This is a genomic window from Rhizobium sp. BK112 (genome assembly GCF_014193215.1).
GTDB lineage: Bacteria > Pseudomonadota > Alphaproteobacteria > Rhizobiales > Rhizobiaceae > Rhizobium > Rhizobium anhuiense.
On sequence record NZ_JACHYZ010000001.1, the window covers coordinates 1 to 12,210 of the forward strand.

The following is a 12,210-nucleotide window of genomic DNA, read 5'->3' on the forward strand; positions in this document are numbered from 1 at the left end:
GTAGGTCGCTGCCAGGTCTGCAAAGCGCAACTTATATCAATCAATCTTCTCAATCACGCCAAACGGCCCATAGCCGAGACAAAAGGGCCGCCCATCAAGCGGCCTTTTGTGTTAAATTATATCTCGCGGGGTGGAGCAGCCCGGTAGCTCGTCAGGCTCATAACCTGAAGGCCGCAGGTTCAAATCCTGCCCCCGCAACCAAATCCCACACAGACCGCCATACACACTGATACAAAAAGCCCGCCTCGTGCGGGCTTTTGGCGTATCTGCAAGTCCTCCTTCGTCGAACCGGTGCGTTGTCGAACTGCCGGAACAGACACCGGGACCGGAAGGCACGTCCTCCGCGGGATCAGAGTGGGCCGAACCCGATGCGGGCCGAATAACGGCCGTTGCCGTCACGATTTGTGCGTGGCATCTTCCCAGCGTGGAGGATGCCACGTCTCGCTTCGAGTCGTTGGATGACGGGTTTTCCATTTTTCGCTGTGTTAAGTCTGTCTTCTCAACGGAGGCTCGAATGAGTGTCGGCCTGATTGCCCTTTTTGATGATATCGCTGCACTGGCCAAGGTGGCTGCGGCCTCGCTTGACGATATTGCCGGCCAGGCAGCCAAGGCCGGCACGAAAGCGGCAGGTGTCGTCATCGATGATGCGGCTGTGACACCCCGTTACGTCACCGGATTTTCCGCAGCACGCGAATTGCCGATCATCGGCAAGATCGCCCTCGGCTCGCTGAAGAACAAGCTTCTGATCCTGCTTCCCGCGGCGCTTATCCTGAGCCTTGTCGCACCGCAGGCGATCACACCGCTGCTCATGATCGGCGGGCTTTTTCTCTGCTATGAGGGCGTGGAAAAGGTTTACGCACTCGTGCTACCGCATGCAGCGCACACCCATGAATCGGCACTCGAGGCTACGAGCCTCGATGCACAATCGCTCGAAGACGAGAAGGTTGCGGGTGCGATCAAGACGGATTTCATCCTGTCGGCCGAAATCATGGCGATTACGCTCGGTGCGTTGCCGTCAGGCAGCATAGTCACGCAGGCCTTCATCCTTGCGGTCGTCGGACTGGGTATAACGGTCATGGTCTATGGTGGCGTGGCGTTGATCGTGAAGGCTGATGATCTGGGGCTGATGCTGGCGCGTGTACAGACGCCGTCTCCGATGGGTTCCTTCTTGCGCGCGATCGGAAAAGGGCTTGTCACCGGCATGCCCTATTTTCTGAAAGTGCTCGGCATTATCGGAACGGCGGCCATGATCTGGGTCGGCGGCGGCATCATCGTTCACGGCCTCGAAACCTATGGTTTCGGCGGCCTTGCGCATCTCATCCATGATGTCGGGGAGGCGACCGCGCATGCCATTCCCGTTCTGGCGTCGGTGCTGCGCTGGGTCGTCGAGGCTACAGGAGCTGGCATCGTCGGTATTGTCGCGGGCCTGATTACAATTCCGGTCGCAGGCTACGTCATCTCGCCACTGTGGCGGTACCTCAAATCGCTCCTGCCGCGCCGCCGGCGGAAAGAGGCACTGGCGGATGGGAAAAAAATGAACATAGCGGCCACCGACAGGCAGCAATGATTGACGATGCACGGCATCACTCGATGCAATTCCAGGCAAAGCGCGAGGCGCTTTTGCCGGGAATTGTGTAAAAACAAAAAGTTAGGGCGGTTCTGCGTTTCCGTGAAAAGCTGAAGCGCTCTAAGGCGTCATATCCAGCGGGGCGGAGACCGAATTTGCCTACTCGCCCTGTCGTAAGTTGCGAAGTCGGTCGAAAAGGACGGCGAGCACGATTGCTCCGCCGATGAAGCTTCCCTGCCAGAAGGCGTTGATGCCGAGCAAGCCGAGACTGTTGCGGATGATCTCGATGAGGGCGGCGCCGACCAAGGCTCCGAAGGCGGTGCCGACACCGCCGGCGAGATTGGCGCCGCCGATAACCGCGGCCGCGATGACTTGAAGTTCCATTCCGGCGCCGATGTTTGTGGTGACGGCGCCGAGCCAGCCGGTTTGAATGATGCCGGCAACGCCTGCCGACAGGGCGGAAATCATATAGACGATAACCTTGATCCTCGGCACTGGAACGCCCGTCAGTGTCGCCGCGTGCTCATTGCCGCCGATGGCAAAGACATAGCGGCCGAACTTGGTCCAGCGCAGCACGAAACCGGTGATGAGGGCCAGCACGACCATGTAAAGCACCGGATTGGCGATGCCGAAAAGCCAAGCGCCGCCACCCAGCGCCAGCAGCTTGTCGTGATCAGGCCCGAACTGGAAAACGACGGTGTTGTTGGATGCGACCATTGCAAGGCTGCGTGCAATAGACAACATGCCGAGCGTGACGACGAAAGGTGGGAAGCCGAGATAGGCAATCAATACGCCGTTGAAAGCTCCGACCAAAAGAGCTGTACCGATCGAGGCGGCGATGCCGACTTCAATGCCGTATCCCGCGTGCATGACGACCGCCAGCACCATGCTGCACAGGCAAAGCACGGAGCCGACGGACAAATCGATGCCGCCGGTGATGATGACCAGCGTCATACCAAGCGCGATAATTGCAACGAAAGTGACGTTGCGGGTGATGTTGTAGATGTTCTTCGCGGTCGCAAAGGAGTCCGTCGCCATCGACAGAAAAATGCAGGCGAGAATGACTGCAGTGAGCACCCAGAAGGTCTGGCCGCTGAAGACCGATGCCAGCCAACTCCGTTGCTTCTGTCCGATCGTCTGGTCAAGTGTAATCGCCATCGTCGACCTTCTTTTTTCCTATTGCAGCGGATAGCATCGATCACACCTGTTCGATGGCGCCGGTGATCAATCCCGTCACTTCCTCCGGCGAACTTGCGGCAATCTGCTTGTCGGCCACTTTTCTGCCCCGCCGCATCACGATCACGCGGTCGGCGACCGAAAAGACGTCGGGCATGCGGTGGCTGATCAGGACAACGACAATGCCCCGGTCACGCAATTGGCGGATCAGGTTCAAAACCTCAGCCACCTGGCGCACGGAAATGGCTGCCGTCGGCTCGTCCATCAACACGATTTTCGCTTCCGACAACATCGTTCGGGCGATCGCCACCGCCTGTCGCTGGCCACCCGACATTTGCTTGACGAGATCGCGCGCCCGCGTCTCGGATTTGAGCTCGCGAAATATCTCGCCGGAGCGTTTGTACATGCTCTTGTAGTCGAGGATGCGAAAAGGCCCCATGCCGCGGCGCAATTCTCGTCCGAGAAACACGTTTGCTGCCGCCGTCAGATTGTTGCAGAGCGCCAGATCCTGGTGAACGATCTCGATGCCATGCTGGCGTGCTTCCTTCGGCCGATGAAGCACCAGATCGGCGCCGTCGAGGCGCATGGTTCCGTGGCTCGGGCGAAAGTTGCCGGCGATCATCTTCACCAATGTCGACTTGCCGGCGCCGTTGTCGCCCATCAGGCCGACAACCTGCCCCGCTTCAAGCGAAAACGAAATATCGTTGACAGCCTGGATGGCGCCGAAATGTTTGGAAATATTGGTGAGCTCAAGAACCGCCACCAGCCTTCTGGCCTCCCAAGACTTGCAGGCTATCCGTCGCGTGTCTTCGGCGCGAGGCTCCAGCGACTTCGCTTTTCCAATGTCCTCCCAGAAAAGCGATCAGAAACATTTACGCAAAACCTTGCCGCAGCGTCAACTATTGTCCGGTGTATTGGCCTTATTATCGCAAAAATCTGTTTTGTCAGACAAATATCGTTTGACGAGAGCGGCGCGTGAATATTAGCTATCGGTGGGAGAGAGAGCATGCTGATCCTTGTGACCGGTGCGACGGGCAAGGTCGGGCGGCGCTTCATTGCTGGGCTGCTTGACGATCCGAGATTTTCCAAGGCCCGTATTCGCGCGCTTTGCCATAATCGGCTGTGCGATGAGACCGACCGTGTCGAAGTCATCCGCGGCTCGATCGCCGATCGCGACATCGTGGCAGCGGCGCTCGACGACGTTACCCATGTCGTGCATCTCGCCACCTGCAAGGAAACGCCTGAAGACATCATGGATGTCACGGTCAAAGGTCTGTTTTGGCTGCTCGAAGAGTTCCGCACGAGCGTCACTGCACGCCAGTTCATCCTGATCGGGGGTGATGCGGGCGTGGGACATTTCCACTATCGCCACAATGGCCCGATCACCGAGAATACTCCCCATCGTGCTTATCCGGGAAGCTATGCGCTTTCCAAGGTTCTGGAAGAGGTGATGCTGGAGCAGTTCGGCATTCAGTACGGCCTCAATGGCTGTTGTCTGCGGGCGCCCTGGATCATGGAAAAGGACGATTTCAAATATTCGCTGTCTTTTGGCGACGATGTCTTTGGTGGCCCGGACTGGAAGACGCTGGTTCCGGAAGACGCGGCACGGCGCTACGCTGCTCTGGGGACGGTGCCACTGCTCCTTGATGCTGACGGACGACCGCTGAAACGCAATTTCGTGCATGTCGATGACCTCGTATCGGCCATATTGGCAGCGATCGACAACCCGCGGGCGGAGCGGCAACTCTTCAATATCTGCATGGATCGCCCTGTCGACTATGCGGACGTCGCCGCCTACCTCCAGCGCACGCGCAATCTCGGCTCTGTCGAGATACCAAGCCGCTTCCATTCCAATTGGATGGACAACAGCAAGGCGAAATACCTGCTGGACTGGCGGCCGGACTACGATCTCGAAATGCTTATCGACTCGGCATGGCAATACGAGCGTTCGAAGGAGGAGCCTCGCATCGTCTGGTATCCGGGTTGATTTCGTATGGCGGGCATGTCGTGCCCGTCTGTTTCAAGGGAGGAAACTATGAGGAAGGCATTACTACTGACAGCCGCAGTTCTAGCACTGACCGCCGGGCAGGCCCTGGCGAAGAAGCAACTGGTCATCGTCGTCAAGGGCCTCGACAATCCGTTCTTCGAAGCAATCAACCAGGGTTGCCAGAAATGGAACAAGGAGAACCCGACTGCGGAATACGAGTGCTTCTACACCGGTCCGGCATCGACATCCGATGAGGCCGGCGAAGCGCAGATCGTTCAGGATATGTTGGGCAAGGCAGACACGGCTGCAATCGCAATTTCGCCGTCCAATGCAAAGCTCATCGCCCAGACCCTGAAAACCGCCAATCCAACGGTTCCGGTGATGACGCTCGATGCCGATCTTGCCGCCGAGGATGCAGCGTTGCGCAAGACCTATCTCGGCACGGACAACTATCTGATGGGCGCACGCATCGGCGAGTACATCAAGAAGGCTAAGCCGAAGGGCGGCAAGATCTGCACGATCGAAGGCAATCCGGGAGCAGACAATATTCTACGCCGGGCGCAAGGTATGCGCGACACGCTCACTGGCGAGAAGGGCTTGACCGCGCTGAAGGGCGAGGGCGGGTGGACGGAGGTCGCCGGCTGCCCGGTGTTCACCAATGACAATGGTGCCCAGGGTGTTCAGGCAATGACCGATATCCTCGCGGCCAATCCCGACCTGGACGCATTCGGCATTATGGGTGGCTGGCCATTGTTCGGCGCGCCGCAGCCCTATCGCGACCTGTTCAAACCGATGGCCGACAAGATCGCCAGCAACGATTTCGTCATTGGTGCGGCTGACACGATCGGCGACGAGGTTGCCATTGCGAGGGAAGGCCTGGTGACGGCGCTCGTCGGCCAGCGGCCGTTCGAGATGGGCTACAAGGCGCCTTCGGTGATGATGGATCTGATTGCCGGCAAGCCGGTCGAAGATCCGGTCTTCACCGGGCTCGACGAGTGCACCAAGGATACAGTCGATACCTGCATTCAAAAGTAGGTCCGCGGTTTGGCGGCACTCGGTTCAAGGGTGCCGCCGACTGCCCCACGAGAGACGGATCGAAAGGCCCGCAGGGCTTGACGCGCCCCGGATTCCGCGCTTTTTGGCGGCGTCAATCGCAGGCGACTTCCTCGTTATTACGATTGTTTTGAGAGTACATGCAGACAATCGAAAGATGCTGAGGCAGTAGAAATAAATGCCTGACAAGAAATCGGGAAAGCCGGCGGCTCCGGTCGAAGTGGTGACGGTTGACCGTTCGGCCACAAGGCGCCCAAATGCTCCCCGCATGACGGGGGCGAGCGTTCATGTGTCTTTGGCGGGAGAGATTGGGCTGCGAATCGTACGCGGCGACTATCCGCCGGGCACGATCCTGCCAAATGAGGCAAAATGGTCTGAAGTCTTTGAAGTCAGCCGATCGGCGGTGCGCGAAGCGATCAAGATGTTGATGGCCAAGGGCCTGCTTTCTTCTCGCCCGAAAATCGGCAGCTGGGTCGAACCCAAGGAGCGTTGGAACCTACTGGATCGAGATGTCTTGGGCTGGTATGCCGCGTCTCCCGATCGTGAAGCCTTTCTGAGGGCTGTGCAGGAACTCAGGCATATGATCGAGCCGGAAGCGACGGCACTGGCTGCGGAGCGGCGAACCGAGGAGCAAATGAATGCGATCAGTCAGGCCCTGCATGACATGGATCAGGCGACATCGCTTCAGCAGCGAACGGAATCCGATGCGCGATTTCATATCGCGATCCTACGCGCCTCCGGAAATGATCTGCTGGTGCCGCTCGGCGTACTGATCGAATCGGCGTTGAACCACCTCTTCGCCCACGTCACGCGAGAGGAAGACAATTTGCGCTATGCACTGAAGCTTCATGAAAATATTGAAAAAAACATCCGATTGCAGCGACCGAACATGGCGCGCAACGCCGTTCGCAAGGCGCTGGCAAATACCGACCAGATCATAGCACGTTGGTCGCGATAGAGGTGTGCATCCTGCCCGGCTGGCGCCTTGCCGGCAACCTGATGCAGAGCCGTTCAAGCTCCTACGGTGCTTGGTGCCTACCCAAAACCTGCGGCTTGTGCTATTTTCTCAGGCTACCTTCGGGGGCTGAACCATGCGCGGGTTGCTTGCATCGGTGGGGTTGATTTTCACAGCGACAATGGCCGCTGCGGGGAGCCCCTTGTTCGATGCAGTCGCAACCGGAAACACCGCCGCCGTCGAACAGGTTTTGGCTGCGGGTACGGATGTCAACAGCCGGGCACGCGATCTGGCGACGCCTCTCATCAACGCCGCGCTCGGAGACCAGCTCGCCATCGCCGAATTGCTCATCGGCAAAGGTGCTGACGTCATGGCTCGGAATTCGGGCGGCTTTACGCCGCTTCATGCCGCGGCCTTTTCCGGCAGCTTGCCGATCAGCAAGCTGCTGCTTCACCACGGGGCGACGCTCGACGATGCGGCCAACAAAGCGGGTGTAACGCCGCTGATGGTCGCCGGTGAGGAAAACCACGTCGCTCTCGCCGCGTTTCTTCTCGCTGAGGGGGCTGACGTCGGTCATGCAGAGGTTCACGGCTACACGCCGATCACGCGTGCGGTCTGGAAGGGCAACATGGACATCGTGCGATTGTTCAAACGGCACGGCGCGTCGTGCCCACCGGCCAGCCGCCTCGGCGAAGAAGGTTACGCCAAGTGCATTGAAATCCACGATTGAATAGGAGGCGCAGATGTGTGCAGGGACCAGAAGCGGTGCGCGAGGAATTGGTCGCTCTGTGGCGGTGTTCCTTCTGGCTTTGGCAGCCGCCGGTGGATCGCAGGCTTTTGCCGACGACTCGGTCAATACGGGGTACTTCGGCGGCGTGGCAATCATGGGATACGATCCTGTCGCCTATTTCACCGAAGGCAAAGCCGTGAAAGGCTCCGAGGAATTCTCCCACGAATGGCTCGGGACGCCTTGGCTTTTCGCCAATGCCAAACACCGCGAAATGTTCATCAGCGAGCCGATCAAATATGCGCCTCAGTATGGCGGTTACTGCGCGGGCGAGGTGGCTCTCGGGTCGGTCACGGTAAATGTCGATCCAGAGGCGTTCAAGATCATCGACGGCAAGCTTTACCTGATCTACGACAAGGGATCGGCGGAGGGGTTTGCCGCGCATGTGGCTGAAGCAGTCCCGAAAGCCGACAGCAACTGGCCGAAGGTCGCAGCCGATCTCGAACGGGATCAGTATCACTGACCGCGGGTGGAGTGCGGCTATTTGACGGGCGAAAAATAGAAGACCTTGGTGGAGTTCACGTAAGCATAGCTGGTTTCAGCAGGCGAGTTTGCAGATCTGTAGACCGGGCCGCAATCGGCTCGTCCGAATGCATTTTCGCTCTGCTCGCAGAGCATGTCGCCCTGGACGAAAACCGTCTCGGTGATCATCTGCGTCGCCGAGCGGAATGCAGCCTTTCCATCGCGTTCGATTTGCATGAGTGCAGGGCTTCCTGAGGGCTCGGTCTTGCCCCGCAGGAGTTTTCCCATGACGGCGCTTGTGATTTCGTCGTCGTGCAGCCGGTCCTGCTCGTCGCCCTTGAAAGCGAACGGCCATTCCGGCAGACCGGCCTCGCGCAGAGCATCGAGGATAAAGGCCAAATCCTGCTCGTTGCGGAAGTGGGCGTTGCTGATACGCCAGCCCGCCAGGGAATCGCGCCCTGCCACAAAGCGAAGTCCTTCGGTGACTGTCGCACGGGCGTCATCGAGGCGACCGGCACGGGCATAGGCCATTGCGAGCGGGGTAACGAAATCGCCATTTCCCGGAGAACCGTCTCGCGCGCGTTGGAAATTGTCGATGGCCTTTGCGTAGTCGCGCTGCAAATAAAAGACCAGGCCGGCCGTGTATCGGTTGATGGCGGAGAGGTTCGGATCGTGCCTGAGCGCCGTCTCGACGGCCGCGCCGGCTTCGGCATGATTGCCGGAGAACAATTGAACATATGCCAACGCCATATGCGCCTCGGCATCGGTAGACCCGAGCGACACTGCCTGCTGCGCCGAGGTGACAGCCTGCTCATAGCGGCGGTCCACGACCTGCATGACGGCAAGAACGGCGTAGGGCGATGACAGAACCGGGTCGAGAGCCAGCGCGCGACTTGCTTTCTCGTAGACCCTTTTTCGGGCCAGCGCGCTCTGGAGAACATCGTCGTAGGCGCTTCGCCAGACATAAGCTGTCGCGCGCGCATCGGCCGCGAAGGCCTCTGCAAAACCGGGGTCGAGCGCTTCTGCTTTGTCAAAGAGGGCCAGTGCCTCCAGCAGCCGGGAACGGCGGCCGGTCCGCGTCGCCTGCTCGGCACGAAGGTAGTAGTCGTATGCTTCCAGATTGGCGGTCGGCGGACGGGTAATCCGCTCCGCCTCGGATCGAGTGAGCTTCAGGCCAAGCGCGCCGGCGATCTGCCGACTGAGCTCGTTTTGCACAGCCATCACATCCGCCGCGCCGCGGTTAAACCGGTTGGCCCACAGGTGATCGCCGCTTGCGGTATCGATCAGTTGCGCATTGACACGGATTTGGTCGCCTATCCGCTGCACGCTGCCCTCGACGACAAAGCGCACGCCGAGATCGCGTTCGATGTCGGCCAAGACCAAGGGCTTGCCTTTGTAGGCAAACACCGAATTATGACCGATGACGTCAAGGTCCGAAAGCATGGCCAGATCGGCAATCAGGCTGTCGGTCATGCCATCGGTGAAATAATCCTGGCCGGGATCTTTGCTCAGATTCGCGAAAGGAAGCACCGCGACGGATGGACGTTGCGGCACGAACGGCCATTGCCATACGAAGACAATTGCAGCGGTCGCGATCAGCAGCGCTGCTAGCGTCGCCAGGATAATCGCACGGCGGCGCGGCCGAGGGGAGGCGACAACCTTGCCTGCCTCAGCGGGATCTAACAGGACACGATAGACGCGAACCGGATCGGCTATGTTTTTCAGTTGCTGCTCACCGAGGGCGGAGAAGCCGACATCAGCCTTGTGTACCGTGTGATCGAATGCGGTGCCGGATATGCAAATTCCGCCGGGCTGGGCAAGACTCTCCAGCCGTGCGGCTATGTTGACGCCGTCTCCGTGAATGTCCTCTCCTTCGACGATGACATCGCCGAGATTGACGCCGATGCGGAAAAGCATCCGCTGCTCGGGACGCAGGGCTGCATTGCGTTCTGCCTTTTGTTGCTGGATCTTGACGGCGCAGCGCAAAGCATCCACCACGCTTTGGAACTCAACCAGGATTCCGTCGCCCATGGTCTTGATCAGGCGGCCGTGATGCGTGGCGATCTTCGGTTCGAAGAGTTCGTGGAGATCGGAGTGGAAGCGGATACGCGTTCCCTCTTCGTCGATTTCGCTCAGACGGCTGTAACCGACCACATCTGCAATCAGGACTGCTGCAAGACGGCGCTCCATACCAGCTCTTCCTGGGTGTCAGATCCCCGACCGATATCTTACAGCAGGTGCCGAGCCGTTGCCATGACAGTCGCCCAAAGTGGCATCACGCTCGCCGGCGACATGCCTCGCGAAATCAACTGCGTGAAATGAGTTGCCGGGACGTCGGTCCGAGCCGCAGTTCCTGTCAGCTTTGGCGAGTATCCGGGACCACCAGGCCCGCCTTGCGGAGGCCTTCAACACGGCGGCTAAAGTCCTCGGGGTTTCGGAATGGAAGGACGCGGCGGCGGCGCTCGACGGAGAAATTGGGATTGATCTGGAGCGCTTTTTCCCAGGCCTGTCTGCTCTCTTCCGGCCGCCCGAGGTGGCCGTAACATGACGCGAGCAGGGCATAGGCCGTTTCAGATTGGGCGTTTTGCTGGAGCCGCTGCTCGATCGCGGCAATCGCCTGCTCATATTCGCCGAGAGAAAAGTGCGCATCGGCGAGAAATTGGAAAAGAACTTCCGGATGGTGCGGGTCGAGCCGCATCGATTCATTCAGTGTCTCGAGAGCGCCTGCGGGATCGCCGGAAAATATCTGGATATGGGCCATCAGCATCAGGAGGTCGGCGGAGTTGGGAGAAAGCGTGAGGCCCTGCAACACTTCTGCGCGCGCCCGGTCCAGTTCCCGGTTCCACATGCAAGCCATGCCCAGCGCGAAGTGGCCATTCGGCTGTTCCTCGGCCATCTCCATTGCCTGCTGCGCGAGATCCAGTCCGATCCGCAGCGAAGCCTCCGGATCGTTGCTCCACGCGTTGATGTAGTCGAGCACATGCGTGAAGGAAATCAGTGCCTGGGCGGCCGCATAATCCGGATCGATAGCGAGGGCGTCGGCCGCCAGGCTGCGGGCGGCTATATTTCCGGTTCGGGTGTGGGCCGACGCCTGCTCGCGGCCGCGCAATAGGAGCTCATATGCGCCGATATCGACTGCGCGTCCTTGGACCAACCGATCCTGGTCGCCATGCGTGAGGTTCAGCTTCAGCGCCGCCACGATCTCCTGGGTGAGCTCATCCTGAACCGCAAAAATATCCGTAAGCTCGCGGTCGAAACGGCTGGCCCAGATATGCCCGCCATTATTGGCGTCGATCAATTGGGCAGTGACACGCACGCGGTTGCCAGCCTTGCGCACGCTGCCTTCCAGGACATAGCGGACGCCGAGCGCCTTGGCCATCTCAGGCACGGAGGCTGTGACGTTCTTGTAGACGAAGGAAGAGTTGCGGGCGATCACGTGCAATTCGGAGAGCTTCGAAAGGTCGGTAATGATGTCCTCGCTGATGCCGTCGGAGAAATATTCCTGCTCGGCGTCGCCGCTCATGTTGTTGAACGCCAATACTGCGATGGAGGGCTTATCGGAAACGGCCGTAGCCGGAGGCATTTTCATTGCCGGCTGGACTTGTCGTGCCGTGTTCGACAGCGGTCCGACCTGGAGAGAATAGACCTGCATCGGCTCAGCGATATTCTTCAGCTGGATCCGGCCGAGATCGGTCACGGCAAGATCAAGCCGCGCTTTCACCTGGCGGTAGGCATCCTCGGAAAGACAGATGGCGCCGGGCTTGGCAATGCCCTCCAGCCGCGCGGCGATATTGACGCCGTCGCCCATCAAGTCGCCATCGCTTTCCTCGACCACATCCCCCAGATGGATCCCGACCCTGAACTCGATGCGATGCTCGGGCGACACGCCGATATTGCGCTCGACCATGGCAGTCTGCACTTCGATTGCGCAGCGCACGGCGTCCACGACGCTGCGAAACTCGATGAGGCTTCCATCCCCGGTACGCTTGACCACACGGCCATTGTGCACGGCGATGGTCGGATCGACCAGATCGCTGCGCAGAGTTCTCAACCGCGCCAGGATGCGATCCTCGTCCGCACCGGCGAGACGGCTGTAGCCGACCACATCCGCGACCAGGATCGCCGCCAGTTTTCGCGTCACGCTCGTAGCCTCAGTTCCTTGTCGGACCAAAATAACACAGTGTGAGCGGTAGCGTCGCCAAATCCCGTTTGCCTTTGCTGAG

General features: G+C 59.5%; 10 protein-coding genes and 1 tRNA gene. 7 read left to right on the top strand and 4 right to left on the bottom strand.

Going from position 1 to position 12,210, the window contains the following annotated elements; translation table 11 throughout:
* Window positions 1-124: 124 nt before the first annotated feature.
* Both FHT75_RS00005 and FHT75_RS00010 read left to right on the top strand, forming a co-directional pair.
* Window positions 125-201, top strand: a tRNA-Met gene (locus tag FHT75_RS00005).
* A 313-nt stretch (window positions 202-514) separates the two neighbouring features.
* Window positions 515-1,567, top strand: coding sequence for a DUF808 domain-containing protein (locus FHT75_RS00010; protein WP_183844603.1), 1,053 nt, complete (start codon window positions 515-517; stop codon window positions 1,565-1,567).
* 159 nt (window positions 1,568-1,726) lie between these two features.
* Here the strand turns inward: FHT75_RS00010 and FHT75_RS00015 are convergent, their stop codons facing one another.
* Both FHT75_RS00015 and FHT75_RS00020 read right to left on the bottom strand, forming a co-directional pair.
* Window positions 1,727-2,725, bottom strand: a complete 999-nt coding sequence (locus FHT75_RS00015; protein ID WP_183844604.1) for an ABC transporter permease — start codon at window positions 2,723-2,725, stop codon at window positions 1,727-1,729.
* Window positions 2,726-2,765: 40 nt separating this feature from the next.
* On the bottom strand, window positions 2,766-3,506 hold the full coding sequence (locus FHT75_RS00020; protein WP_063474353.1) for an ATP-binding cassette domain-containing protein: 741 nt from the start codon (window positions 3,504-3,506) through the stop codon (window positions 2,766-2,768).
* Between the two features lie 243 nt (window positions 3,507-3,749).
* Between FHT75_RS00020 and FHT75_RS00025 the strand changes: the two genes are divergently transcribed.
* The 5 genes from FHT75_RS00025 to FHT75_RS00045 all read left to right on the top strand — a co-directional run bounded on the left by FHT75_RS00025 (window position 3,750) and on the right by FHT75_RS00045 (window position 7,988).
* Window positions 3,750-4,730 (top strand): NAD-dependent epimerase/dehydratase family protein, encoded by a 981-nt coding sequence (locus FHT75_RS00025; protein WP_063474354.1) that lies wholly within the window; start codon window positions 3,750-3,752, stop codon window positions 4,728-4,730.
* A gap of 48 nt (window positions 4,731-4,778) precedes the next feature.
* Complete coding sequence (locus FHT75_RS00030) at window positions 4,779-5,765, top strand: substrate-binding domain-containing protein (protein WP_063474355.1); 987 nt, start codon at window positions 4,779-4,781, stop codon at window positions 5,763-5,765.
* A 196-nt stretch (window positions 5,766-5,961) separates the two neighbouring features.
* A complete protein-coding gene (locus FHT75_RS00035; RefSeq protein WP_025570473.1) occupies window positions 5,962-6,741 on the top strand; it encodes a FadR/GntR family transcriptional regulator in 780 nt (259 codons plus the stop codon).
* Between the two features lie 133 nt (window positions 6,742-6,874).
* Window positions 6,875-7,468 carry an ankyrin repeat domain-containing protein gene (locus tag FHT75_RS00040; protein WP_127431339.1) on the top strand — a complete coding sequence of 198 codons (594 nt, stop codon included), beginning with the start codon at window positions 6,875-6,877 and terminating at the stop codon, window positions 7,466-7,468.
* A gap of 13 nt (window positions 7,469-7,481) precedes the next feature.
* Window positions 7,482-7,988, top strand: coding sequence for a YHS domain-containing (seleno)protein (locus tag FHT75_RS00045; RefSeq protein WP_088930330.1), 507 nt, complete (start codon window positions 7,482-7,484; stop codon window positions 7,986-7,988).
* 17 nt (window positions 7,989-8,005) lie between these two features.
* On the opposite strand, the gene FHT75_RS00050 is transcribed toward FHT75_RS00045, so the two are convergent.
* Window positions 8,006-10,177 (bottom strand): adenylate/guanylate cyclase domain-containing protein, encoded by a 2,172-nt coding sequence (locus FHT75_RS00050; protein WP_047618548.1) that lies wholly within the window; start codon window positions 10,175-10,177, stop codon window positions 8,006-8,008.
* 166 nt (window positions 10,178-10,343) lie between these two features.
* On the bottom strand, window positions 10,344-12,128 hold the full coding sequence (locus FHT75_RS00055) for an adenylate/guanylate cyclase domain-containing protein (protein WP_183844605.1): 1,785 nt from the start codon (window positions 12,126-12,128) through the stop codon (window positions 10,344-10,346).
* Window positions 12,129-12,210 lie beyond the last annotated feature (82 nt).

Excerpts from the sequence above, each read along its gene's own strand:
- FHT75_RS00010 (WP_183844603.1), top strand. The coding sequence starts at position 515 with ATGAGTGTCGGCCTGATTGCCCTTTTTGATGATATCGCTGCACTGGCC.
- FHT75_RS00015 (WP_183844604.1), bottom strand. The coding sequence starts at position 2,725 with ATGGCGATTACACTTGACCAGACGATCGGACAGAAGCAACGGAGTTGG.
- FHT75_RS00025 (WP_063474354.1), top strand. The coding sequence starts at position 3,750 with ATGCTGATCCTTGTGACCGGTGCGACGGGCAAGGTCGGGCGGCGCTTC.
- FHT75_RS00030 (WP_063474355.1), top strand. The coding sequence starts at position 4,779 with ATGAGGAAGGCATTACTACTGACAGCCGCAGTTCTAGCACTGACCGCC.
- FHT75_RS00035 (WP_025570473.1), top strand. The coding sequence starts at position 5,962 with ATGCCTGACAAGAAATCGGGAAAGCCGGCGGCTCCGGTCGAAGTGGTG.
- FHT75_RS00040 (WP_127431339.1), top strand. The coding sequence starts at position 6,875 with ATGCGCGGGTTGCTTGCATCGGTGGGGTTGATTTTCACAGCGACAATG.
- FHT75_RS00045 (WP_088930330.1), top strand. The coding sequence starts at position 7,482 with ATGTGTGCAGGGACCAGAAGCGGTGCGCGAGGAATTGGTCGCTCTGTG.
- FHT75_RS00050 (WP_047618548.1), bottom strand. The coding sequence starts at position 10,177 with ATGGAGCGCCGTCTTGCAGCAGTCCTGATTGCAGATGTGGTCGGTTAC.